Raw genomic sequence first — 24,426 nt, 5'->3', positions numbered from 1 at the left:
AGAAAGGCGCGCGCCATGTTTCGCGCCATAAGCAACAGCATCAGGCTCGCCAGGGCCGCGCGCGAACTCGGGCGCCATGACGCGCTGTTTCCGCTCGAGCTTCGCCGCGAAATGCCGAAGCTTTTGCTGATGCTGCTGCCTCTGGCGAAAATCCGCCTGCCCTGGGAAGAAGAACCCGAACATATCGAAGGCAGCGTGGGCGAGCGGCTCGCCGTGGCGCTCGCCAATCTCGGTCCCTCCTATATCAAGCTCGGGCAGTTCCTTGCCACGCGGCCCGATGTGATCGGCGCGGATCTCGCCGCCGACCTCACCAGCCTGCAGGACAAGCTTCCGCCCTTCCCCGCCGAAGAGGCGCGCCGGATCATCGCGGAAGATCTCGGCAAGCCGGTTGACGAACTTTACGAGAGCTTCTCCGAGGCCATCGCCGCCGCCTCCATCGCGCAGGTGCATCACGCGCGCACCATGCCCGAGCCCGAAACCCAGCAAGGCGGCGCGGAGGAGACCCCGGCAGACATCGCCGAACCCATCGAAGCCGCACATGAGGCCGGGGCGGAGGAGGTCGTCGAGGCGTTGGACGTATCCGCCGAGGAAACGGCGCCCGATCGGGGGCTCGACGTGGCGGTGAAAGTGCTGCGTCCCAATGTGGAAGCGCGCTTTGCCGACGATCTCGACAGCTTCTTCTGGGCCGCCGAAACAATCGAACGTTTCTACAAGCCCGCGCGGCGGCTCCGCCCCGTCGAGGTGGTGCAGACGCTGGCCGACAGCGTGCGGCTGGAAATGGATTTCCGGCTCGAAGCGGCGGCGATTTCGGAGATGGCGCAGAACACGGCAAATGATGTCGGCTTCCGCGTCCCCGACGTCGACTGGGAACGCACCGCCCGGCGCGTGCTCACCATCGAATGGGTGGACGGCATTCCGGCATCGGACCGCGACGCGCTGGTGGACGCGGGCCATGACATGAAGGCGCTGGGGCGCCAGGTCATCCAATCCTTCCTGACCCATGCGCTGCGCGACGGCTTCTTCCATGCCGACATGCATCAGGGAAACCTGTTCGTCGATGCGGACGGCGTATTGGTGGCGGTCGATTTCGGGATCATGGGCCGGATCGGACCGCATGAACGGCGTTACCTCGCCGACATCCTGATGGGCTTCCTGCTGCGCGATTATCCGCGTATCGCAGACGTGCATTTCGAGGCGGGCTATGTGCCGCGCACGAAGAGCCGCCACGCCTTTGCGCAGGCGCTGCGCTCCATCGGCGAGCCGATCTGGGGCAAGTCTCTCGGCGAACTCTCGATGAGCCGCCTGCTCTCCCAGCTCTTCCAGGTCACCGAACAATTCGACATGCGGACGCGGCCGGAACTCATCCTGCTGCAAAAGACCATGGTGGTGGTGGAAGGCGTCGCCCGGCATTTCGACCCCGATCACAATATCTGGGAGAGCGCCGAGCCTGTGGTGAAGGAATGGATCACCGATCAGGCGACGCCCGAACACCGGCTGGAGGAAGCCGCCGCCGGCGCGGTGCAGATGGGCCGCGTCCTCGCCAATCTGCCGGACATACTGGAACGCGCGGAGCGGGCCACGAGGCTGCTGGCCGACAATGTGGACGATCAGGGCGTGAAGGTTCACCCCGGCTCCCTCAAGAGCGAGTCCCGTATCCATCCCGCCCTCTGGCTCATCGCCGGGGCGCTGATCGCCCTTCTGGCGGTCGCGATTTTCTAGCGGCTGAAAAAACACGCCGCTTTCCAACAATAATTTCGATCTACAAATAGCGGCAGTGGAACCCTATATTACCATCAATGGAAGTGTGATATGTCCCTCTCTCGGGACGAAAGCACCCTCAGGCCATACGGGGTTTCACCGTGGACAAGAGTTCTCTCGAGGCCAAACGCATTCTGCTGATCATCGGCGGAGGCATCGCGGCCTATAAATGCCTGGAGCTGATCCGCCGCCTGCGCGAGCGCGGGGCGGGTGTGCGCGCCATCATGACCGGCGCGGCGCGTGAATTCGTCACGCCGCTTTCCGTCTCCAGCCTGACGGGCGAAAAGGTATTTACCGATCTCTTCGACCTCACCGACGAGGCGGAGATGGGGCATATCGAGCTTTCCCGCGACGCCGACCTGCTGGTCGTCGCGCCCGCCACCGCCGACCTCATGGCGCGCATGGCCGGGGGCCTGGCGAACGATCTTGCCACCACGGCGCTTCTGGCGACCGACAAGCCGGTGCTGATCGCCCCTGCCATGAATGTGCGCATGTGGGAGCATGCCGCCACCCAGCGCAATATCACCACGCTGAAGCGCGACGGCATTTCCTTCGTGGGGCCCAATGAGGGCGACATGGCCTGCGGCGAGTTCGGCCCGGGCCGCATGGCGGAGCCAATGGAAATCGTCGCGGCCGTGGAAGCGCATTTCGGCGAAGCCGCATTTGCCGCCGGCCAGCCGCTCAAGGGTCTCAAGGCGCTTGTCACGTCCGGTCCGACGCATGAACCCATCGACCCGGTGCGCTATATCGCCAATCGCTCCTCCGGCAAGCAGGGGCACGCCATTGCCGCCGCGCTCGCGGCGCTGGGCGCGGAAACGGTTCTTGTTGCCGGTCCGTCGACAACACCCGATCCGGCCGGGGTGAGCGTGCACCATGTGGAAACGGCCAATGAGATGCTGGCCGCCTGCGAAGCGGCGCTGCCCGCCGACATCGCCATCTGTGCCGCCGCCGTCGCCGACTGGCGCGTCGAAGCCAGCGCCGACCAGAAGATGAAGAAGAACGGTGAAGACGGGCTGCATCTGAAGCTGAAACAGAACCCGGACATTCTGGCGACGCTCTCCTCGCTCAAGGGCAAGAAGCGGCCGCGCCTCGTCGTCGGCTTTGCGGCGGAGACCGAAAAGGTCATCGCGCACGCAACCGACAAGCTCAAGCGCAAGGGCTGCGACTGGATCGTTGCAAACGACGTGTCGCCCGCCACCGGCATCATGGGCGGAGACGACAATCTGGTTCACATCATCAGCGCACAGGGCGCGGAAGACTGGCCCCGTGCCAGCAAGCGCGAAGTCGCAGGACGCCTCGCGCACCGTATCGCCGATCATTTCAAAAAAGGGAAGTCCGCCACATGAATCCCGAGATCGACGTGAAGGTATGCCAGCTCGACCATGCCGAAGGCCTGCCTCTGCCGCGCTATGAAACGACAGGCGCGGCCGGCATGGATCTTCTCGCCGCCCTGCCCGAAGCAGGTCATGCGGTGCTGGAGCCCGGCAAGCGGATGATGGTGCCGACAGGCCTTGCCATTGCGCTGCCCGAAGGGTTCGAGGCGCAGATACGCCCGCGCTCCGGCCTTGCCGCCAAGCAGGGCGTCACCGTTCTCAACACGCCGGGCACGGTCGATTGCGACTATCGGGGCGAAGTGAAGGTCATCCTCGTCAATCTCGGGGAAGAGCCGGTGACGATCGACCGCGGCATGCGTATCGCCCAGATGGTGATTGCGCCCGTGACGCGCGCGCGGCTCCGCCCGGTCGAGACGCTGGACGAAACGGAGCGCGGCGCCGGAGGCTTCGGCTCCACCGGCACGAAGTGAGCGGGGCACGACGTGAGGGATCATGAAATGAGGGAGGGCGAGTGACTATGCTGAGACTGTCGAAAAAGACATGGCTGGCGCTGGAAGCCGTGGTGGATGTCGCCATCAATGCGCGGCCCGACCCCGTTCAGTCGAAGGAAATCACCCAGAGACAGGGTATTCCCCAGCGCTATCTGGAGCAGGTCATGCAGCAGCTCGTGCATGCCAATATCCTGAAAGGCGTGCGGGGGCCGCGCGGCGGATATACGCTGGCGCGGGAGAGGCGGCGCATCACGGCGGGCGAAGTCGTTCGCGTCGTCGGCGCGATGGAAGCGTCCGACGAACCGGCGACGGAAAGCCCGTCTGCCCTCAGCCAGCGCGTGATCGCGCCGCTTTGGGAGGAAGTGCAGGCGGAAGTCATGGAAAAGCTCGACGCCGTTACCATCGAGGATCTGTGCCGCAAGGCGGAGGCCACCGGCGTGGGCGCCGAGACGCCCAGCGCCGATTTCACCATCTAACCGGTTAGAAAATCTATTCAGCGCAATTCCGGACGGAAAACCGGTTCCCACTTTTCCTGGAATTGCTGTAGCCCGGGAGGCTCCAATGAGCGCAGAAAACAAGCCAGGACGCGGACGCATCTATAACGACATCACCGAAACGATCGGCAATACGCCGCTGGTGCGCCTGAACAAGATGGCGAAGGAGGCCGGCGCGCAGGCCGACATCCTGCTGAAGCTGGAGTTCTTCAATCCGCTGGCCAGCGTGAAGGACCGTATCGGCGTCGCCATGATCGAGGCGCTGGAGAAGGCGGGCAAGATCAACGACAAGACCGTCATCATCGAGCCGACCTCCGGCAATACGGGCATCGCGCTTGCCTTTGTCTGCGCCGCGAAAGGCTATCAGCTCATTCTCTGCATGCCGGAAAGCATGTCGATCGAACGGCGCAAGATGCTGGCGCTGCTGGGCGCGCAGCTTGAGCTGACGCCCCCGGAAAAAGGCATGAAGGGCGCCATTGCGCGCGCCGAGGAGCTGATGGCGCAGAACCCCAATTCGGTAATGCCGCAGCAGTTCGACAATCCGGCCAATCCGGAAATCCATCGCAAGACGACGGCGGAGGAAATCTGGAACGACACCGACGGCAAGGTGGATGCGGTGATCTCAGGCGTCGGCACGGGCGGCACCTTCACCGGCGTCGGGTCGGTGCTGAAGGCACGCAAGCCCGAGCTGAAAATGATCGCCGTAGAGCCGGAAGACAGCCCCGTGCTGTCCGGCGGCCAGCCCGGCCCGCACAAGATCCAGGGCATCGGCGCGGGCTTCGCGCCGGGCAATCTGGACAGCGCCCTGATCGACGAAGTCATCACCATCGGCAATGAGAACGCCTTCGACCATGCACGGCGCGTGGCGAAGGAAGAGGGCATTCCCTGCGGGATTTCCTCGGGCGCGGCCATTGCCGCGGCGCTGGAAGTGGCCATGCGCCCGGAGATGAAGGGCAAGACCATCGTGGTCATCATCCCTTCCTTCGCGGAACGCTATCTCTCCACGCCGCTGTTCGACGGGCTCTGAGCCGGCATTCCTTGAAAGTCGAAAGCCCCCGGCACTCGCCGGGGGCTTTTTCGTGTCAGCGGGTTCGTATCAGCGGGTTTTCCCCGACCGTTCCGGCAGGGGCAGGTCGTCCGGCGCGCCGGGGCCGGGCTCGACGCTCATCTCGCGCGGGTCGAGCGGTTCGCCGCATTCCGAACAGACCGAGACGCCATGGGTAACGTGGCCGCATGTACGGTGGCGGCGCTGCACGGGCGGGCCTTCCGGACCGGCCATGTAACGGTCGCCCCAATCCAGAAGCGCGATCAGCGCCGGATGGAGGGCGAGGCCCTTCTCCGTCAGGCGGTACTCCTCGCGCCGGGGCCGGTCCTGATAAGGCACCTTTGCGAGCACGCCTGCTTCCGTCAGCTTTTTCAGCCGGTCGGCCAACACATGGCGCGCAATGCCCAGCCGCGCCTCGAATTGTTCGAAGCGGCGCACGCCCATGAAGCAGTCGCGGATCACGAGCAGTGTCCAGCGGTCGCCCAGCACCGACAGGGTGCGGGCAAGCGAACAGGGCTGCCGGTCGAGTTCTTCCCATCTCATGGATTGCAGCTTGACAGGTTCCTTTTCGGAACTCAATCTAACTATTAGTTCGAAAAGAGAACTGATACCTCGGAAGGGAGACGGCGATGAGCGAAAGAAAGGCCGCGCTGGTCATCGGCGCGGGCGATGACACGGGCGGGGCCATTGCCAAACGGTTTGCGCGCGAAGGCTATGCCACCTGCATCACGCGCCGCTCCATCGACAAGCTGCAGCCGCTGGTGCAGGAGATCGAACAGGCGGGCGGCGAGGTACACCCTTACGCCTGCGATGCGCGTTCGGAGGAAGAAACAATCGACCTCTTCGCCCATGTCGAGCGCGAGGTCGCGCCCCTTGAGGTCGTGATCTTCAATATCGGCGCCAATGTTTTTTTCCCGATCACCGAAACGACGGCGCGGGTCTATCGCAAGGTATGGGAGATGGCGAGTTTCGCCGGCTTCCTCGCAGGCCGCGAGGCGGCAAAGGCAATGATCCCGCACGGACACGGCACGATCATCTTTACCGGCGCAACAGCGAGCCTTCGCGGCGGCGCGGGCTTCTCCGCCTTTTCGGGCGCCAAGTTCGCGCTGCGCGCGCTCGCCCAGAGCATGGCGCGCGAACTGGGACCGAAAGGCATTCACGTAGCGCATTCGATCATCGACGGCGCCATCGACACGCAATGGATCGCCGAGAACTTTCCAGCGCGCTACGCGCTGAAGGAGGAAGACGGCATCCTCAACCCCGATCATATCGCCGAGGCCTATTGGTATCTCCACAACCAGCCGCGCGATGCCTGGACGCATGAGCTCGATCTCAGGCCCTGGATGGAAAAATTCTGACCTCCGAAGGACACATCATGACGAAGAATGTCGAGTTTCATTTCGACTTCGGCAGCCCGAACGCCTATCTCGCACACAAGATCGTGCCGGAAATCGAAGCGCGCACCGGTGTCGCATTCAGCTATGTACCGGTGCTGCTGGGCGGCATCTTCAAGGCCACCAACAATGTGTCGCCGATGATCGCCAATCAGGGCATCCGGAACAAAGGCGAGTATCAGGCGCTGGAAATGCGCCGCTTCATCGAGAAGCACGGGATCGACAGGTTCCGCATGAACGAACATTTCCCCGTCAACACGCTGCAGATCATGCGCGGCGCCATTGCCGCGGAGATGGATGGCGACCTTCCGCGCTATGTCGATACGGTGATGAGCGCGATGTGGGAGCAATCGAAGAAGATGGACGACCCGGACATCATCTGCGCGGTGCTGAACGACGCCGGGATCGACGGCGCACATATCCTAGAGCGCATTCAGGACCCGGCGGTAAAGGCAAAGCTCGTTGCGAATACGGAGGATAGCGTGGCGCGCGGCGCTTTCGGTATTCCTACCTTCTTCGTCGATGGCGATATCTATTTCGGCAAGGACAGGCTTCGCGACGTGGAAGAGGCCATCACCGGCCAGTAAAAAGGACGCTGTTTCATGAATGCTCCCGTGACGGATTTCGCGCCGGTCTTTTCCCATGACGGCAATCACTGGCACCCCCGCCAGGAGGCGCAGGGGCCGTTCGGCGGTATGCATGGCGGCGCGGCAAGCGCCCTTGCCGTCGGCGAAATGGAGGTCATGGCGGGGGAACGCGGTCTGGGTGCGCTCGTCTCCGCGCATGTCTATCTGCTGCGTCCCTTGCCGCTCACCGAAATCGAAAGCCGCATGACGCCGGTGCGCGAAGGCGGCCGGGTTGCCGTTTTCGAGAATGAACTCCACGCCAACGGCAAGCTGCAAACCAAGGCTGTCGCCTGTTTCCAGCAGCCCGTAGAGATCGACGGCCTGCCCGGCGCGCCCGATAAAACGGCATTCGAGCCGGAGAGCTATCCCGCCTGGGAAATGCCGGAATTCTTCGCCAAGAACACGCAGCAGGGTTTCCTCGACCTGGTGGACATTCGCGACACGCGCCATGAAGACGGGACGCGGGCGAAGTGGTTCCGCCTCCACCGGCCCTTCCATGCCTCGCCCACGCCCTTTTCCAACGCCATGGCTGTGGCGGATGTTTCCACGCTCTTCACCGTGACCGATAGCGGCACGCGGCCCAATGCTGCCGGATGGCCCAATGCCGACCTCTCCTTCCATCTGTCGCGCGCGCCGCAAGGCGAATGGATCGGCGTCGCCCAGCGCGGCGACTGGTGGGGCGACGGGCGCGGTTTCACAGAGTCGGAAATCTTCGATGTTTATGGGCGGATCGGGCGGTCCTGCCAAAGCGCCGTGCTGTTGCCCTTGCCTGAATAGACAGCCGCCTCCATTTGACAGAAACCCCGGAGCATGGCCCTTAAGGGGTGGAGGCGCATGAATGGCACTGACGGACGAACAACTGGACCGCTATGCACGACACATCGTGCTGAAGGAAATCGGCGGGCCGGGACAGCAAAAACTTCTGAACGCGAAAGTGCTGGTGATCGGCGCGGGCGGCCTCGGCTCACCCTGCCTGATGTATCTCGCCGCGGCGGGTGTCGGCACGCTGGGCGTGATCGACAATGACGAGGTGTCGCTGTCCAACCTCCAGCGCCAGATCATCCATGGCACGGAAGATGTGAACCGTCCCAAAACCGATAGCGCGGCGGCGGCCATCGCCCGCCTCAACCCCGATGTGACGGTCCATCAGCATACGGAGCGGCTGACGGCAGAAAATGCGCGCGACATCGTTTCGCAATACGACATCGTCGCCGATGGCTGCGACAATTTCGAAACGCGCTTCGTCGTGAACGATGCCTGCTACTTCGCGAAGGTGCCGCTCGTTTCCGCCGCGGTCGGCCAGTTCGAAGGACAAATCGCGACCTTCAAGGCGTATGAGAACGACGCCGACGGCAAACCGATGCCCAACTACCGCGACTTTATCGGCGAGACGCCCGAGCCCGGCTCGGTCCCGACCTGCGAGGAGGCGGGCGTGATGGGCGCGCTCACCGGCGTCATGGGGTCGCTCCAGGCGCTTGAAGTCATCAAGGAGATTACGGGCGCGGGGACAAGCCTTGCCGGCAAGCTGCTCATCTATGATGCGCTGGATACGCGCTTCCGCACGGTGAAGCTGAAATGGGACCCGGCAAACCCGCTGACGGGCGAGAATCCGACGATCACATAATCGCCGGGATCACGCGATCTCTTTTGCGTCTGGACCGGTTCATCCGCCGCCATTCTACATAATGGCGGGAATGACCCGGTCGGGCGGCCTGTGACCGTCCATGAAGGTCTTGATGTTGACGATGACCTTGCCACCCATCTCCATCCGGCCCTCGATGGTGGACGAACTCATATGCGGCAGCAGCACCACATTGCCGAGGCCGAGAAGGCGCGGGTTCACGGCGGGCTCATGTTCGAAGACATCCAGCCCCGCGCCCGCGATCTCGCCGCCTTCCAGCGCGCGCACCAGCGCGTTTTCGTCGATGATCTCGCCGCGCGCCGTATTCACGATATAGGCCTCGGGCTTCATCAGTTTGAAGCGGCGCGTGTCGATCATGTGGAAGGTCTGCGGCGTATGCGGGCAATGCAGCGTCACGATGTCGACCTTGGCGAGCATCGCGTCGAGGTCTTCCCAATAGGTGGCGCCGAGTTCCTTCTCGATGACCTGATTGGCAGGCTTGCGATTGTGATAGTGGATTTCAAGGCCGAAAGCCTTGGCCCGCTGCGCAACCGCCTGTCCGATCCGGCCCATGCCGATAATACCCAGCCGCTTGCCGGTGATACGCCGGCCCAGCATCCATGACGGCGACCAGCCCGGCCATTTGCCGTCATTGTCCCTCAGATAGCGCGCGCCCTCCGACAGGCGGCGCGGCACGGCGAGAATGAGCGCCATAGCCATGTCGGCCGTGTCGTCGGTCAATACGCCGGGTGTGTTCGTTACCGTAATCCCGCGACGGCGGGCGCTTTCCACATCGACATTGTCGACGCCTGTCCCGAACTGCGCGATGAGGCGGAGCTTTTCGCCCGCATGCGCGAGCAGGCGTCCGTCGATCCGGTCCGTCACGGTGGGCACCAGAACCTCCGCTTCGGCGATTGCGTCGGCCAGTTCCTGCTGGGACATGGGGTGATCGTCTTCATTCAACCTGACATCGAACAATTCCGACATGCGCTGCTCGATCTGGTCGGGCAGTTTGCGGGTAACGATGACGAGGGGTTTCTTGACGGTCATTCGAGCGGTGCTCCGGCGGAAGGCACCATGACGCGGTGCCTGCGATCACAAGGGAAGCGGGAATTTCTGTTTACCAGAGGGGCCGGTCCCGTACCAAGCGCGTTCTCCCCTTAACTCAACGTCATCCGGGCCGACGCCGCTTGACCTGAGGCAGGCCAGCTTGCCAAATACCGGTTCGGGCCTCCGAAACCAGATGCGGAACAGTAAAATTACCGGACCCCTTTCTCGCCTGCCCGCCTCGCGCCTTGCCGCGGCGGGCGCCATCAGCCTTGCGATGCTCTTCGCCGCCATGACCGCCGCCTCAGCGAATGAGGGCGGCGCAAAGGAGACGTTTATCCCGGCGCAGGAGCCGGTGCCGGTGACGCATGAGCCCGGCTCGGCCACGGGACTGCCTGTGCCGCGTTTCGTCAGCCTGAAATCGGATCGCGCCAATCTGCGGCGCGGCCCGGGAACCGACTATCCGGTGGACTGGGTGTTCGTGCGCCGGCGCATGCCGCTGGAAATCATCGCCGAGACCAGCCGCTGGCGCAAAGTCCGCGATGTGGACGGCGATGTCGGCTGGATCTGGCATTCCATGCTGGACGGGCGGCGAACCGCGCTTTTCCTCGCAGAAAAGGACGGCGCGCCGGTGCCGATCCTTGACGAGCCGATCCCGGGTGCCGCCATTGTGGCCTATGCCGACACAGATGTGCTGGCGAGCCTCAAAAGCTGCGCCGGCGCATGGTGCCGCGTCGAGACCCAGGGCTATGAGGGCTATGTGCCGAGGACACGCCTGTGGGGTGTCTATCCCGACGAGGATTTCGACTGAGGCCCTTTCGGGAAGGTCCCGTCAGGCGAGATCGTCGACCAGCGCCTCACGCACATCCTTCGGCATCATCGCTATGTGACCGTAATTCTCGTGCGAGATCACGAGCGAGACGTCCACGGACGGATCCTTGAATTTTTCGGCCTGCTCGTCGGTAAGCGGGAAGTGCACGAAATGCACCGAGGAGGTCTTGCCGTCCGCCGTTGTGCGTTCGACATCCTGCTCCGGTACGGCCTTGGCGCGCTCGCCGCCAATATCGATGAAAATGAAATCCTCGACATGGGCCAGACGCCGCAATTCCTTGTCGCGCTGCACGGCATCGTTGATCTCGAACATGATCGTCGCGACGAATTCGCGGCCATTGGGGATCAGCGGATTATAGGCCGCCAGCTCGTCGGCGATCTGCTCCTCGCCGCCCTTTTCGATGTAAAGCATCTCGTGGATCTGCTGAAACATCGTGTCGTAATTTTCGAAATAGAAAGTGCAGAAGGGGCCGACACCCAGACGACGCGTCCGCTTCATCTCGGCACTTTTGGCGCGGCGCTCCTTGCGCTGGGCGGCATATGTCTCCAGCGGCAGAATATCGTCGCGCGTGATTTCCCGTTTCTGTGCGGTCATTTTCCTGTCCTGCTCTTTTGCCTTGCGCGCGGCCACCCGGACTTCAGAGAAGTCCCCAGGCCCGCGCCATGATCTCGATCGGATGCTGCGCGGAGGGCGGCGTCGCATCGTCCATCTCGCCGATTTCCTGAACGAGATGCTTGCCCGCCAGCGGGCAGTCCGAGGTCACATATTTGTTGCCGGTCTTGTTGACGTTGCGCGCCGCCGTCTTGCCGACCTTCATCGCGGTTTCGAAGGTTTCCTTCATGACGCCGAAGGTCCCTCCGTGGCCGGAGCAACGCTCCACCACATCCACCTTGATGTCAGGAATGAGCTTCAGCATTTCAACCGATTTCGCGCCCATGTTCTGGGCGCGCGCATGACAGGCAAGATGCGCGCTGACACCGCCATCGACAGGGTTGAGCCCCGATGCGAGCCCTTCGTTTTTCGCGATGTCGACAACATATTCGTCGATGTCGCGGGTGGCGGCGGCGAGCCTCTTCACATCCGGGTCGTCGGGCAGGATAAGCGGCCATTCCAGCTTGAACATCAGGCCGCATGAGGCGGTCAGCGTGATGATGTCATAGCCCTTGTCGATCCACTCGCCCATGTCCTTTGCGACCTTGCGGGCCTGCTCGGCGACCTTGGCGATATCGCCCTGCTCAAGGAAGGGCATGCCGCAGCAGCCGGGGTAGGCCACTTCGGTTTCCACGCCGTTATGCGCGAGCACCTTGCGGGCGGCCTCGCCGACTTGCGGGTTGTTGTAGTTCACGAAACAGGTCGCGAAGATCGCGGCCTTACGGCCCTTGGCGGGCGCATCCTTCGGCATGGCCTCGCCCGATGCGTCCTGCGCCTTCGCGCGCATCGTGAAGGTCTTGCCGTAGAATTTCGGCAGCTCGGCGCGGCGGTCGATACCGGCGACCGCTTCAAGCGCCGGGCGCGTCAGCTTGTTCGATGTCGAGGAGCCCCAATTGGCGAGCCCGGATACGGGCGCGGCCAGCTTGCCGTTGCGGTCGGTCTGGGCGAGCTGTTTCTGCGTGAAGGGAAAGCCTTCGCGCTTCGCCTCCGCCGCGCGGTACCGCAGCATCAGATGGGGGAAATCGAGATTGAATTCATGCGGAGGCACATAAGGGCACTTCGTCATGAAACACATGTCGCAAAGCGTGCAGGCTTCGACCACGGGACCGAAATCCTCCGACTTCACCTCGTCGAGTTCGCCGGTGGGCGATTCATCGATCAGGTCGAAAAGACGGGGGAAACTGTCGCAGAGATTGAAGCAGCGCCGGCAGCCGTGACAGATGTCGAAAACCCGGCGCAGCTCTTCGTCAAGTTTGTCGAGATCGTAGAAATCGGGATTGTGCCAATCCAGCGGATGGCGGGTCGGCGCGGCGGTGCTGCCTTCGGTCATGTCCTGCCCCTATTTTTGCGACATGCGATCGCCGCCGCTACTCGTCTCCTGTGCGGCGGACAGACAAAAAGAGGGGAGGCGGCATTGCCGCCGCCTCACCCCCTGCATCCTGTCAGTCGTCCAGACCGTCAAGCGCCTTCTGGAAACGGCCGGCATGGCTCTTTTCGGCCTTGGCCAACGTTTCGAACCAGTCGGCGATCTCGTCGAAGCCCTCGTCGCGGGCCGTGCGGGCCATACCCGGATACATGTCGGTGTATTCGTGGGTTTCGCCGGCGATGGCGGCCTTGAGGTTAGCGTCGGTGTTGCCGATCGGCTCGCCCGTGGCCGGGTCGCCGACTTCCTCGAGGAATTCGAGATGGCCATGCGCGTGGCCCGTCTCGCCTTCCGCCGTGGAGCGGAACACAGCGGCCACATCGTTGTAACCTTCGACGTCGGCCTTCTGGGCGAAATAGAGATAGCGGCGGTTGGCCTGGCTTTCACCCGAGAAAGCCTCTTTCAGATTGTCCATTGTCTTGGAACCAGCAAGCGATGCCATGGTCTTTCCTCACCTGTTTGACGGCCGGAGGGGCAAAGAAGCAGGCTCCGGCGCCCTGAACCAGTTGTGCCGAATAACGGCCCCATCCCCTTCGGTTGCCGATTGTCTCGCGGCCCGGCGGCGGGCCAGGCTTGCGGCGTTCGGGGGGATGCGCAGGCGAATCTAGAACGCTCCCGAGACCCCGTCAATAATTTAGACAGTATCTAAAGAGCGTTATAAGCGGCTGTTTTTGCGATTAGTTCTTAATTGACAAGATCGCTTAGCGATCGCCGGATGAGCCTTGCGAAGAGCCCTGAAGGCGCACGATCACATCGACCCGGGAGATATCGGTGCCTTCCGGCGCGGACGGCAGGCGCTCGATCCCGATCTCCTCGCCGGAGATGTCCATCAGGCGACCATCATCCTCGAAGAAGAAGTGATGATGGTCGTCGACATTGGTATCGAAATAGGTACGCGAGGAGTCGACCACAACCTCTCGCAGCAGGCCGGCTTCGGTGAACTGGTGCAATGTGTTGTAGACCGTGGCCAGGGAGACGCTCACACCGGCTTTCTGGGACTCCTCATGGAGTGCTTCGGCCGTGACGTGACGATCGCCGCCATCGAAGAGCAGGCGGCCGAGAGCGAGCCGCTGGCGCGTGGGGCGCAATCCGGACGCCCGCAGCCTCGACAGGGTCTGCGCGTAGGGCCTCTCCTGGGTGTCAGGGGTCAAATGCGCCATATTCTCTCTCGCACTCACATGCAGTTTGTAATCGTTACAAGAAAATGTGGTCGCGTCATGCTTTTGTCAAGTGCGGCGCCGAATCGCGGCGCCCCCGGTGCAAGCATGTCTTTGCGCTGGTGGCGGGGTATGTTACGAAGCAAAAAAGACAGGGAGCGGGGCCGTTTAGCAAGCGGTGCCCAGTCAGCAATCCGGTCCGGCCTGACGGTACTCCAGCCCATGCGGCAGGCACGTCACGATCAGGCAAGCGGCCAGTTTCGAGCAGATGGGAATGGCGGAGCAGAAGTCGGCTTACAGTTACGAAGACCTCCTGGAATGCAGTCACGGCCGCATGTTCGGCCCGGGCAATCCGCAATTGCCGCTGCCGCCCATGCTGATGGTCGACCGCATCTCTCACATCAGCGATGAAGGCGGTGAACACGGCAAAGGGCAGATCGTTGCCGAGTTCGACATCAAGCCGGATCTCTGGTTCTTCGATTGCCATTTCGAAGGCGACCCGGTGATGCCGGGCTGCCTCGGACTCGACGGCATGTGGCAGCTCCTCGGCTTCTTTCTCGGCTGGGTCGGCGGCAAGGGCAAGGGCCGTGCGCTGGGCGTGGGCGAGGTGAAGTTCTCCGCCATGGTGACGCCTGCCATCAAAAAGATCGAATACACGATCAACCTGAAGCGCGTCATCAACCGCAAGCTGGTGCTTGGCGTGGCCGACGGCATCATCAAGGCCGATGGCGAGGTCGCCTTCACGATCAGCGACATGAAAGTGGGATTGTTCGGCGCGGACGAGCAGCCTGCCTGACGGGCGGCGATTGCTGAACAGAATGTGATCCTCAAGAAAGAGAGGCTGCCATGAGACGGGTCGTCGTCACGGGCATGGGTATCATCAGCAGTATCGGGAACAACTCGCAGGAAGTCCTGTCGAGCCTCAGGGATGCGCGCTCCGGCATCGTGAAAGCGGAGGACTATGAGCGCCTCGGCTTCAAAAGCCAGGTGCATGGCAGCCTGAAGGTGAACCCCGACGAGATCGTGGACCGGCGCGCGCGCCGCTTCATGGGCGACGGCGCGGCCTATGCCTGCGCGGCCATGGAGCAGGCGATCCAGGATGCCGGCCTCGAAGAGAGCGATGTCAGCAATCCCCGCACCGGCCTCATCGTCGGGTCGGGCGGCCCATCGACCAGGGCCATCGTGCAGGCCGCCGATACGACCCGCGCGGAAGGCAAGGGGCCCAAGCGCGTCGGCCCGTTTGCCGTTCCCAAGGCGATGTCCTCCACCTGCTCGGCCAATCTTTCCACCTGGTACAAGACCAAGGGCGTGAACTATTCGATCAGCTCCGCCTGCTCCACCAGCGCCAATTGCATCGGCAATGCGGCGGAAATGATCCAGTGGGGCAAGCAGGACGTGATGTTCGCCGGCGGCGGCGAAGAACTCGACTGGACGCTGTCGGTGCTGTTCGACGCGATGGGCGCCATGTCGTCGAAATATAATGCGACACCGGAAAAGGCGAGCCGCGCCTATGACAAGAACCGGGACGGTTTCGTCATTACCGGCGGCGGCGGCATTCTGGTTCTGGAAGAGCTGGAACATGCCAAGGCGCGCGGCGCCAAGATTTACGCCGAAATCGTCGGCTATGGCGCAACAGCCGATGGCGCCGACATGGTGGCACCCTCGGGCGAAGGAGCCGTGCGCTGCATGAATCTCGCGCTCCAGAACGTCAACGAGAAGGTCGACTACATCAATCCGCACGCGACCTCGACGCCGGTGGGCGATATTCCGGAAGTGAAAGCGATCCAGGAAGTCTTCGGCAATGACATGCCGCCCATCAGTGCCACCAAGTCTCTAACCGGTCACGCACAGGGTGCGGCGGGTGTGCATGAGGCGATCTACACGCTGCTCATGATGAAGAACGGTTTCATCGCGGAGAGCGCGAATATCGAGGAAATCGATCCCGAGCTGGCGGATGCGAACATCGTCCGCTCCCGGATCGACAACGCAGACATCAATGTCGCCATGTCGAACAGCTTCGGCTTCGGCGGCACCAATGCCGTGCTCGTCTTCCAGCGCTATGACACTTGAGACGCGGCAGTAGAAAGTTTGAGTAGGGGGATGGACCGCGCCTTTCGGTCGGGCCAGTAATCATCGGGTCGGGGAACCATGCCAAACAAGGGACACAAGACGGACGAGACGTTGCAGCTCTCCGGCGAACTCATGAAGGGCCGTCGCGGCCTCATCATGGGCGTCGCAAACGATCATTCGATCGCCTGGGGCATAGCCCGCACGCTTGCCATGCATGGGGCGGAACTGGCCTTCACCTATCAGGGCGACAGTTTCGGCCGGCGTGTGAAGCCGCTGGCGGAGTCCGTGGGCTCCAATATCGTGCTGTCCTGCGACGTGACGGACGATGCGTCGATGGACGAGGTATTCGCCACGCTGAAGAAGGAATGGGGCTCGCTCGACTTCGTCGTCCATGCCGTCGCCCATTCCGACAAGAACGAACTCAAGGGCCGTTACGTGAACACGACGCGGGAGAACTTCCTGCGGACGATGGACATTTCCTGCTACTCCTTCACCGCCGTCGCACATCGCGCAAGCGAGCTGATGACGGATGGCGGTGCGATGGTCACGCTCACCTATGACGGCGCACAGCGTGTCATGCCCAATTACAACGTCATGGGCGTCGCCAAGGCCGCGCTTGAAGCGAGCGTGCGCTATCTCGCCGCCGATCTCGGCCGCGACGGCATCCGCATCAATGCGATTTCCGCAGGCCCCATGCGCACGCTGGCTGGCTCCGCGGTCGGCGATGCGCGCTTCGTGTTCAAGTGGAACAAGCAGCATGCTGCGCTCAAGGAGTCCATCGAGCTCGATCATGTGGGCGGCGCCGGTCTTTACCTGCTGAGCGACCTTGCCGCCCGCGTTACGGGCGAAATCCACTATGTGGATGCCGGCTACAATGTGATCGGCATGCCGCGCACCGACGATCTGCGCGAGGCCGCCGAGCAGGAAAACGGCGGCGCGCCGACCAAGGGTGAAAAGGACGCGGCCAAGCTCACCAGCAAGTGAGCCCCGGCCGCGCGCCCTACTCGCCCATCGAACAGGCGCATTCCATCTCGACGATGTCGAAGGTGGATTCCAGAACCGGGTAAGGAAAGACAATCCGGTAGCGCCCGTTCTGCAGCCATTCCACCACGCCGACCCGGTCCTGCATCTGCGGATCGGTAATGCCGCCCTTGGGACCGGAATAATCCCGGGCAGGGCCCGAATGATCCTTGTTCGGGGCGGCGAGCAGCACCCATTTCGTATCGCTCATCGGATAGAGATAGCCGGTCATGCGCTGCGACCCGGTGGTCTTTTCGAAGAAGAGCCGCCCATCGGGCATCTTCGCGATGTTGCATTTGAACCAGCCATAGATAATCGCCGAGCCGATGGGACCGCCGACCTTGATGGTGCGGCAGCGATATGCCTTGACCAGCGTATCGGGCGTCAGGGTCAGCGTGTCCGCGCCGAGGATCGCCTTCACATGAGCGAGGTCCTTCGGATCGGCATTGGCCTTCGCCTCGTCGAGCCCCTGGCCGATGGCTTCGGCCATACGCGACAGCCGGTCCTTGTCGAAGGCGGTGACATGTTTCTTCCAGAGGTCGAAATCCGCCGGTTGGCGCTGCGCCTCGCGGGCCTGCAGCTCCTCCACCGCGAAGGGCGGTGGCGGACCGTCCTTGGTTTTTGCGAGTTTTTCGGCAGCGGCCGGAAAGGCGACGGCCAGAAACAGGATACCAAGACCGAGGATGCGCAGCATGGGAAGCTCCGGACAGGAAAAGGGGCCCCGCGCGGTCGGCGCGGAGCCCCTTATCATGCTGCAAGGTGACGCTGGCGTGAACCAGCGAAACGAGACTTAGTCGTCCCGGTTGCGGCGCTTGCGCGGGCCCTTGTCGCGGGGCTGCTCGTCCTCGAAGCCTTCGACCGGCTCGCCGGTCTCCTGGTCCACCGCCTTCATGGAAAGACGGACCTTGCCGCGATCGTCGAAACCCAGAAGCTTCACCTTCACCTTGTCGCCTTCCTTGACGATGTCGGCAACGGATTCGACGCGGTTCGGCGCGAGCTGCGAAATGTGCACGAGACCGTCGCGGGGGCCGAAGAAGTTCACGAAGGCGCCGAAATCGACGACCTTCACAACCGTACCCTCATAGATCTCGCCGACTTCCGGTTCGGCCACAATGCCCTTGATCCAGTCCAGCGCGGCCTTGATCGAGGCGGCGTCGGAGGACGCGACCTTGATGGTGCCGTCGTCGGAGATGTCGACCTTGGCGCCGGTCTTTTCCACGATCTCGCGGACGACCTTGCCGCCCGTGCCGATCACGTCGCGGATCTTGTCGGTCGGCACCGTGATCATCTCGATGCGCGGCGCATATTCGCCCATTTCGGGGCGCGCCGTGTCGAGAGCCTTGCCCATTTCATCGAGGATGTGCAGACGCCCGCCCTTGGCCTGGCCAAGCGCGATCTGCATGATTTCCTCGGTGATGCCGGTGATCTTGATGTCCATCTGGAGCGAGGTCACACCCTGCTCCGTGCCGGCCACCTTGAAGTCCATATCGCCGAGGTGATCCTCATCGCCGAGAATGTCGGAGAGCACCGCGAAGCGGTCGCCTTCCTTGATGAGGCCCATGGCGATACCCGCAACGGCGCGCGTCAGCGGCACGCCCGCATCCATCATGGCCAGCGAGGACCCGCAAACGGTCGCCATGGAGGACGAGCCGTTCGACTCGGTGATTTCCGAGACAAGGCGCAGCGTGTAGGGGAACTGATCCTTGGGCGGCAGCACGGCGCGCAGCGCACGCCAGGCAAGCTTGCCGTGACCAACTTCACGACGGCCGGTGAAACCGACGCGGCCGGTCTCGCCCACGGAGAAGGGCGGGAAGTTGTAATGAAGCAGGAAGTTTTCCTTGTAGGTCCCTTCCAGCGCATCGACGAACTGCTCGTCTTCGCCGGTACCCAGCGTGGCCACCACAAGAGCCTGCGTCTCACCACGGGTGAAGAGCGCCGAGCCATGGGTGCGCGGCAGGATGCCCGCTTCCGACACGATGGGACGGACCGTTTCAAGGTCGCGGCCGTCGATGCGGTTCTTGGTGTCGAGGATCGAGTTGCGGACGATGTCCTTCTCGATGGTCTTGAAGACGCCGCTCAGCACAGTGTCCGCAATGGCGTCTTCTTTTTCAGGATTGCAGAACTCGGCCTTGGCCTTGTCCTTGGCCTGGGCGACGGCTTCCTGACGGGCGGCCTTTTCCTTGATCTGATAGGCGGCGCGCAGATCGGCTTCGACCAGGGCGCGAACCTTCGCTTCGATGTCGGAGGTATCGGCCTTCTCGACCGGGCGCGGCTCTTTCGCGCATTTCTCGGCCATGCGGATGATCCCATCGATCACCGGCTGGAACTCACGATGGCCGAACATGACGGCGCCGAGCATGACGTCTTCGGAAAGTTCCTTGGCTTCCGATTCCACCATCAGCACGGCATCGCCCGTGCCGGCCACGACGAGATCAAGCTGGCTTTCCGGCATTTCGTCGATCAGCGGGTTCAGCTTGTATTCGCCGTCGATGTAACCGACGCGCGCGCCACCGATCGGGCCGAGGAAGGGCAGACCGGAAATGGTCAGCGCCGCGGAGACGGCGATCATGGCCACGATATCGGGATCGTTTTCCATGTCATGGGAAAGAACGGTCGCGATAACCTGCGTCTCGTTCTTGAAGCCGGGGGCGAAGAGCGGACGGATCGGACGGTCGATCAGGCGGCAAACCAGCGTTTCCTTTTCGGAAGGGCGGCCTTCGCGCTTGAAGAAGCCACCGGGGATCTTGCCGGCGGCGTAGGTCTTTTCCTGGTAGTTCACGGTCAGCGGGAAGAAATCCAGTCCCGGCTTCGGAGAGCGTTCGCCGACAACGGTGGCCAGCACCGAGGTCTCGCCGTAAGTCGCAAGCACGGCGCCGTCGGCCTGACGGGCAATCTTGCCGGTTTCCAGGGTGAGCGTACGCCCGCCCCATTCGATTTCTTCGCGGGTAATATTAAACATTTCGGTTTCCTGTTCCGCGTCGCCGGTCCCGTCTTTCGTACCTACCACCAGACATCCCAATGACCGGGCGAACGCATATTTGCCGCTCTCAGGCGGCCGGACAAAATTGGATGGGTCCATCTGCGGAACGCGCGGCCTTTTCCGCGCCTTCACTTTTCGAGGAACCTCAGACCCAGAGACGGGGGTGAATGAGGTCCTTCCGCAAACATACCATCCGTAATCGGACGAATGTCTCTTCTGTCAATGGCCTTGCCGACACGCCACCGCCCGGCGCTTCGCGAGGAAGCGGCGGGCGGCAATGCATCTTCGCGGACCTTGCGGGACCGCCTTAACGGCGGATACCCAAACGGGCGATCAGATCTTCATAGCGCTTCTGGTCGTGCTTCTTGACGTAGTCGAGAAGCGAGCGGCGCTGGCTCACCATCTTCAGAAGACCGCGGCGCGAATGGTTGTCCTTCGCATGGGTCTTGAAGTGGTCGGTGAGATTGACGATCCGTTCGGTGAGAATGGCCACCTGGACTTCGGGCGAACCGGTGTCGCCGTCCTTGGAGCCAAATTCCTTGATCAGCTGAGCCTTGCGCTCTTGCGTAATCGACATCGGGGTACCTCATTCAAAATTGAAAACGCGCACGGGGCGAAGACTTCCCCTGTCAAATTCGGTCAGCGCCACCGGGTTGCCCCGATGGGTTGCCAGAACCGAACCCGATAGGATGGGTGCGTCGCGTCCGCGCAACAAAACTTCCTGCCCGTGTCTCAGGCGGCTTGCATCGTCGTCGCTCAGGGCCACCGCCGGGATGTCGTCCAGCGCGGTCTCAAGCGGGAGCAGATGCGTCCGCAAGGCTTCGGAAGCGGCGGGATAATGGCTCAAAGCCAGCAATTTATCCAGAGGAATTCCGTCTTCCTCCGAAAAGGGCCCGTGACGGGTCCGCCGGAGCGCCGCCACATGCCCCACCGTGCCCAGATGACGGGCCAGGTCGCGGGCCAGCGATCGGGCATAAGTGCCCTTGCTGCAAAGGATTTCGACCACCGCATGGTCGGGATCGGGGCGCGAGACAAGGCGGATTTCATGGATCGTCACCCGGCGCGATTTAAGCTCGACCTCCTCGCCCGCGCGGGCCAGGTCATAGGCGCGCTCGCCGTTCACCTTGATGGCCGAAAAAATCGGCGGCACCTGCTCGATTTCGCCCCGGAAGGCCTCGAGCGCGTCGCGAATTTCCTCGTCGGAGGGCCGCTCATCGCTTTGCGCCACCACATCGCCTTCCGCATCGGCGCTGTTCGTTTCGATACCGAAACGGATAGTGATGAGGTAGCCCTTGTCGGCATCCATGATGAAGGGGATGGTTTTGGTCGCCTCGCCCATCGCGACAGGCAGCAACCCGGTTGCCAAGGGGTCGAGCGTGCCGGCATGGCCTGCCTTGCGCGCATTGAAATGACGGCGGACCCGGTTCACCACATCGGTCGATGTGGGGCCTGACGGCTTGTCCACGATGACCCAGCCGGTGACGGGATCGCCCTTCTTGCGCCTGCCCATCGGGTTCTACTCCCCGCCGCCCTGCGCTTCATCGTCATGCGACAGGTCGCGCGCGACTTCCGGCGAATGAAGCAGCTTGTCGACGGCGTCGGCCTGATCGAAAGAGGTATCGGGCTGAAAGGTCAGATCGGGCGTGAACTTGAAGGTGACTTCCTTCGAAAGCTGGCCGCGCAGATAACCCCGCACACGGGTCAGCGCCTTTACCAGCGGTGCCGGATCCTGCGCGCCCAACGGCGCCACATAGCAGGTAGCCTGACGCAGGTCGGGGCTCACGCGCACCTCGGTGATGGTGAAGCTAACGCCGGCAAGGTCCGGATCCTGGATATTGCCGCGCAAGACAATATCGGCCAGCGCGCGGCGCACGAGTTCGCCCGCTCTCAACTGGCGCTGGCTGGGGCCTTTCGCCCCGCCTTTGTTGGTTTGGTGTCTGCGCATCGCTTTTCGAAGCCTGCCGGGAGCGTAAAGCTGAGCCCCCGCCGCTTCACGCGGCGAGGGCCAGGATGTTCTGGAAAAATGCGGAGGACGACCCCCGCTGTTCGAGCTCAATCAAGCGTGCGCTTGATCTCCTCGACATCGAAGCACTCGATGACATCGCCGGAGCGCATGTCCTGATAGTTCTCGAAGGCCATGCCGCATTCCTGACCGCTCTGCACTTCCTTCACTTCGTCCTTGAAGCGCTTGAGGGTGGACAGCTTGCCTTCGTGAACCACCACATCGTCGCGGATGAGGCGGACATGGGAGCCGCGGCGCACCACGCCTTCCGTGACACGGCAACCGGCGACCTTGCCAACCTTGGAGATGTGGAACACTTCCAGGATCTCGGCATTGCCGAGGAAGGTTTCGCGCAGTTCCGGCGTCAGCATGCCGGTCATGGCGGCCTTGATGTCGTCCACCAGGTCGTAGATCACCGAGTAGTAGCGGATTTCCACGTCTGCCTGACGGGCGGCTTCGCGGGCCTGCGCATTGGCGCGGACATTGAAGCCGATGATCGGCGCACGCGAGGCGGTCGCCAGCGTCACGTCGGATTCAGTCACGCCGCCGACGCCCACATGGATCACGCGGCAACGCACTTCGTCATTGCCGAGCTTCTCCACCGCCTGAACGATGGCTTCGGCAGAGCCCTGCACGTCGGCCTTCACAAGGATCGGAACCTCCTTGAGATCCTGCTCCTTGAGCTGGGAAAGCATCTGGTCGAGCGAGGTGCGCGCACCGGCGACCCGCTTGTCCTTCTCGACGCGCTGGCGGTAATCGGTGATCTCGCGTGCGCGGCCTTCGTTTTCGACGACGGAAAGCACGTCGCCCGCTTCCGGCGCGCCGCCAAGCCCCAGCACCTCGACGGGCTCTGAGGGACCGGCTTCATCGACATTCTCGCCACGGTCGTTGATGAGGGCGCGGACGCGGCCCCATTCACGGCCCGCCACGATCACATCGCCGACACGCAGCGTACCGCGCTGGATGAGCACGGTGCCCACGGGGCCGCGGCCCTTGTCGAGCTTGGCTTCCACGATCACGCCTTCCGCGACGCGGTCGGGATTGGCCTTGAGGTCGAGCAGTTCAGCCTGAAGAAGGATCGTCTCTTCCAGCGTGTCGAGGCCGAGGCCGCTCTTTGCGGAAATTTCGACCGCCAGCACATCACCGCCAAAATCCTCGGTGATGACTTCATGCTGCAGCAGCTCGTTCTTCACGCGGCTCGGATCGGCTTCCGGCTTGTCCATCTTGTTGATGGCGACGATCATCGGCACGTTGGCCGCCTTGGCATGGTCGATCGCTTCGATGGTCTGCGGCATGACACCGTCATCGGCCGCCACCACCAGCACGACGATATCCGTCGCCTTGGCGCCACGGGCGCGCATGGAGGTAAAGGCGGCATGGCCGGGCGTATCGAGGAAGGTGATCTTCTTGCCCGATTCCATCTCGACCTGATAGGCGCCGATATGCTGCGTGATGCCGCCGGCCTCGCCGGCCGCCACAGCTTCCTTGCGCAGCGCATCCAGAAGCGAGGTTTTGCCGTGGTCGACGTGACCCATGACGGTCACGACCGGCGCACGCGGCCTCTTCATCTCTTCGGGATCGTCGTCGGTGACAAGACCTTCCTCGACGTCGGATTCGGCCACGCGGCGAACGGTATGCCCCATTTCTTCCACGATGAGCTGGGCGGTATCGGCGTCCACCACATCGTTGATCTTCACCATCATGCCCTGCTTCATCAGGATCTTGATGACGTCCACGGCCCGTTCGGCCATGCGGTTCGCCAGTTCCTGAATGGTGATGGTTTCAGGCACGGTGACTTCGCGGAGAACCTTCTGCGGTGCCTCGCGCGGTCCGCCCTGGGCCTTCTTGCGCTCGCGCTCGGCGCGGCGGCGCATGGAGGCCATCGACCTCTGCCGCTCGCCGTCGTCGTTGAGCGCCTTGTTGATGGAGAGCTTGCCGGTACGCCGGCGCGGCTCGGTGCGCGTCGCGGCCGGCCGCTTGGTCGGCGCGGGCGCACCGGGACGCTTGGAGACGGTCTCCTCGTCCTGCTCGGGCTTTTCCTTCGCCTTGACTTTGGTCGCAGGCCGGGCCGCTTCGGCTTCGGCCTTGGCCACGTCGGGCTCGGCGGGCGCTGCCTCTTCGGCGGCGCGCTTGTTGCGCGTCGTCTGGTCCTTTTCAGCGCGCAGGGCTTCTTCCGCCGCGCGGGCCTCGGCTTCCTTGCGCTCGACTTCGCGCGCGGCTTCTTCCTCGGCACGCCGTTTGGCGTCGATCTCGGCCTGCTTGCGCTCTTCGACTTCGCGGATGCGCGCCTGGCCCAGCGCACGTTCGCGGGCCTGCTGTTCTTCGGCGGTGAGCGTGCGCAGGACGACGCCTGAGCGCGACTTGCCGCCGCCCTTCTGCGTATCGCGCGGTTCACGGGCTTCCCGGGGCGCTTCCTTCTTGGCGGGCGCCGCCGGCTTTTCAGCGGCGGGCGCGGGCGCGCTCTCGGCTGCCGGTTTCTCG

25 protein-coding genes are annotated in these 24,426 nt (G+C 63.1%); 13 read left to right on the top strand and 12 right to left on the bottom strand.

Translation table 11 applies throughout. From position 1 onward, the window contains the following. Positions 1–15 precede the first annotated feature (15 nt). The 5 genes from CMI59_RS12475 to cysK all read left to right on the top strand — a co-directional run bounded on the left by CMI59_RS12475 (position 16) and on the right by cysK (position 5,104). Positions 16–1,719, top strand: a complete 1,704-nt coding sequence (locus tag CMI59_RS12475; protein WP_293328581.1) for an AarF/UbiB family protein — start codon at positions 16–18, stop codon at positions 1,717–1,719. Positions 1,720–1,859: 140 nt separating this feature from the next. Beyond that, on the top strand, positions 1,860–3,104 hold the full coding sequence (gene coaBC / locus CMI59_RS12470; RefSeq protein ID WP_293328580.1) for a bifunctional phosphopantothenoylcysteine decarboxylase/phosphopantothenate--cysteine ligase CoaBC: 1,245 nt from the start codon (positions 1,860–1,862) through the stop codon (positions 3,102–3,104). Continuing rightward, a complete protein-coding gene (gene dut, locus CMI59_RS12465) occupies positions 3,101–3,562 on the top strand; it encodes a dUTP diphosphatase (protein WP_293328579.1) in 462 nt (153 codons plus the stop codon). The genes coaBC and dut overlap by 4 nt, the downstream gene beginning before the upstream one ends. A 47-nt stretch (positions 3,563–3,609) precedes the next feature. After that, positions 3,610–4,059: an Rrf2 family transcriptional regulator gene (locus tag CMI59_RS12460; protein WP_293328601.1), complete on the top strand. Its 450-nt coding sequence runs from the start codon at positions 3,610–3,612 to the stop codon at positions 4,057–4,059. A gap of 85 nt (positions 4,060–4,144) precedes the next feature. Further along, the gene (gene cysK / locus CMI59_RS12455; RefSeq protein ID WP_293328578.1) at positions 4,145–5,104 is read left to right on the top strand and encodes a cysteine synthase A; all 960 of its coding nucleotides are present in this window, start codon (positions 4,145–4,147) and stop codon (positions 5,102–5,104) included. Positions 5,105–5,173: 69 nt separating this feature from the next. On the opposite strand, the gene CMI59_RS12450 is transcribed toward cysK, so the two are convergent. Next, complete coding sequence (locus CMI59_RS12450) at positions 5,174–5,665, bottom strand: helix-turn-helix domain-containing protein (protein WP_293328577.1); 492 nt, start codon at positions 5,663–5,665, stop codon at positions 5,174–5,176. An 86-nt stretch (positions 5,666–5,751) separates the two neighbouring features. Between CMI59_RS12450 and CMI59_RS12445 the strand changes: the two genes are divergently transcribed. The 4 genes from CMI59_RS12445 (at position 5,752) to moeB (ending at position 8,766) form a co-directional block, all read left to right on the top strand. Next, the gene (locus CMI59_RS12445; protein ID WP_293328576.1) at positions 5,752–6,480 is read left to right on the top strand and encodes an SDR family oxidoreductase; all 729 of its coding nucleotides are present in this window, start codon (positions 5,752–5,754) and stop codon (positions 6,478–6,480) included. 17 nt (positions 6,481–6,497) lie between these two features. Continuing rightward, on the top strand, positions 6,498–7,103 hold the full coding sequence (locus CMI59_RS12440) for a 2-hydroxychromene-2-carboxylate isomerase (protein WP_293328575.1): 606 nt from the start codon (positions 6,498–6,500) through the stop codon (positions 7,101–7,103). 15 nt (positions 7,104–7,118) lie between these two features. After that, positions 7,119–7,919 (top strand): thioesterase family protein, encoded by an 801-nt coding sequence (locus tag CMI59_RS12435; RefSeq protein ID WP_293328574.1) that lies wholly within the window; start codon positions 7,119–7,121, stop codon positions 7,917–7,919. Between the two features lie 61 nt (positions 7,920–7,980). Further along, on the top strand, positions 7,981–8,766 hold the full coding sequence (moeB, locus tag CMI59_RS12430) for a molybdopterin-synthase adenylyltransferase MoeB (protein ID WP_293328573.1): 786 nt from the start codon (positions 7,981–7,983) through the stop codon (positions 8,764–8,766). A gap of 54 nt (positions 8,767–8,820) precedes the next feature. On the opposite strand, the gene CMI59_RS12425 is transcribed toward moeB, so the two are convergent. Then, positions 8,821–9,813: a D-glycerate dehydrogenase gene (locus tag CMI59_RS12425; protein ID WP_293328572.1), complete on the bottom strand. Its 993-nt coding sequence runs from the start codon at positions 9,811–9,813 to the stop codon at positions 8,821–8,823. Positions 9,814–10,006: 193 nt separating this feature from the next. Between CMI59_RS12425 and CMI59_RS12420 the strand changes: the two genes are divergently transcribed. Beyond that, the gene (locus CMI59_RS12420; RefSeq protein WP_293328571.1) at positions 10,007–10,621 is read left to right on the top strand and encodes an SH3 domain-containing protein; all 615 of its coding nucleotides are present in this window, start codon (positions 10,007–10,009) and stop codon (positions 10,619–10,621) included. Between the two features lie 21 nt (positions 10,622–10,642). Here CMI59_RS12420 and CMI59_RS12415 read toward each other — a convergent pair whose 3' ends face one another. From CMI59_RS12415 to irrA, 4 genes are all read right to left on the bottom strand, one after another. Beyond that, the gene (locus tag CMI59_RS12415) at positions 10,643–11,236 is read right to left on the bottom strand and encodes a DUF3501 family protein (protein ID WP_293328570.1); all 594 of its coding nucleotides are present in this window, start codon (positions 11,234–11,236) and stop codon (positions 10,643–10,645) included. Between the two features lie 43 nt (positions 11,237–11,279). Beyond that, a complete protein-coding gene (locus tag CMI59_RS12410; protein WP_293328569.1) occupies positions 11,280–12,623 on the bottom strand; it encodes a heterodisulfide reductase-related iron-sulfur binding cluster in 1,344 nt (447 codons plus the stop codon). Positions 12,624–12,735: 112 nt separating this feature from the next. Further along, positions 12,736–13,158: a rubrerythrin family protein gene (locus tag CMI59_RS12405; RefSeq protein WP_293328568.1), complete on the bottom strand. Its 423-nt coding sequence runs from the start codon at positions 13,156–13,158 to the stop codon at positions 12,736–12,738. Positions 13,159–13,417: 259 nt separating this feature from the next. Then, the gene (gene irrA / locus CMI59_RS12400; protein ID WP_293328567.1) at positions 13,418–13,876 is read right to left on the bottom strand and encodes an iron response transcriptional regulator IrrA; all 459 of its coding nucleotides are present in this window, start codon (positions 13,874–13,876) and stop codon (positions 13,418–13,420) included. 271 nt (positions 13,877–14,147) lie between these two features. Here irrA and fabA point away from each other — a divergent pair, with 271 nt between their 5' ends. From fabA to fabI, 3 genes are all read left to right on the top strand, one after another. After that, positions 14,148–14,669: a 3-hydroxyacyl-[acyl-carrier-protein] dehydratase FabA gene (gene fabA, locus CMI59_RS12395; protein ID WP_293328566.1), complete on the top strand. Its 522-nt coding sequence runs from the start codon at positions 14,148–14,150 to the stop codon at positions 14,667–14,669. 50 nt (positions 14,670–14,719) lie between these two features. Next, positions 14,720–15,943 (top strand): beta-ketoacyl-ACP synthase I, encoded by a 1,224-nt coding sequence (gene fabB / locus CMI59_RS12390; RefSeq protein ID WP_293328565.1) that lies wholly within the window; start codon positions 14,720–14,722, stop codon positions 15,941–15,943. Positions 15,944–16,021: 78 nt separating this feature from the next. Further along, positions 16,022–16,927, top strand: a complete 906-nt coding sequence (fabI, locus tag CMI59_RS12385; RefSeq protein ID WP_293328564.1) for an enoyl-ACP reductase FabI — start codon at positions 16,022–16,024, stop codon at positions 16,925–16,927. A 16-nt stretch (positions 16,928–16,943) separates the two neighbouring features. Here fabI and CMI59_RS12380 read toward each other — a convergent pair whose 3' ends face one another. The 6 genes from CMI59_RS12380 to infB all read right to left on the bottom strand — a co-directional run. Further along, complete coding sequence (locus CMI59_RS12380; protein WP_293328563.1) at positions 16,944–17,657, bottom strand: DUF4893 domain-containing protein; 714 nt, start codon at positions 17,655–17,657, stop codon at positions 16,944–16,946. A gap of 96 nt (positions 17,658–17,753) precedes the next feature. After that, entirely contained in the window at positions 17,754–19,922 is a 2,169-nt protein-coding gene (gene pnp / locus CMI59_RS12375; RefSeq protein ID WP_293328562.1) for a polyribonucleotide nucleotidyltransferase, read from the bottom strand. A 328-nt stretch (positions 19,923–20,250) separates the two neighbouring features. Continuing rightward, positions 20,251–20,520 carry a 30S ribosomal protein S15 gene (gene rpsO / locus CMI59_RS12370; RefSeq protein ID WP_167094658.1) on the bottom strand — a complete coding sequence of 90 codons (270 nt, stop codon included), beginning with the start codon at positions 20,518–20,520 and terminating at the stop codon, positions 20,251–20,253. A 9-nt stretch (positions 20,521–20,529) separates the two neighbouring features. Continuing rightward, positions 20,530–21,453 carry a tRNA pseudouridine(55) synthase TruB gene (gene truB / locus CMI59_RS12365; protein ID WP_293328561.1) on the bottom strand — a complete coding sequence of 308 codons (924 nt, stop codon included), beginning with the start codon at positions 21,451–21,453 and terminating at the stop codon, positions 20,530–20,532. A gap of 6 nt (positions 21,454–21,459) precedes the next feature. Then, positions 21,460–21,888, bottom strand: coding sequence for a 30S ribosome-binding factor RbfA (gene rbfA / locus CMI59_RS12360; RefSeq protein ID WP_293328560.1), 429 nt, complete (start codon positions 21,886–21,888; stop codon positions 21,460–21,462). 107 nt (positions 21,889–21,995) lie between these two features. Continuing rightward, on the bottom strand, positions 21,996–24,426 hold a 2,431-nt coding region (infB, locus tag CMI59_RS12355), incomplete at its 5' end, for a translation initiation factor IF-2 (protein ID WP_293328559.1).

It is taken from the genome of Parvibaculum sp., from assembly GCF_002684405.1.
Classification (GTDB): domain Bacteria; phylum Pseudomonadota; class Alphaproteobacteria; order Parvibaculales; family Parvibaculaceae; genus Parvibaculum.
The sequence above is the reverse complement of the archived record's forward strand: the minus strand, read 5'-3'. Positions and strand labels throughout refer to the sequence as shown.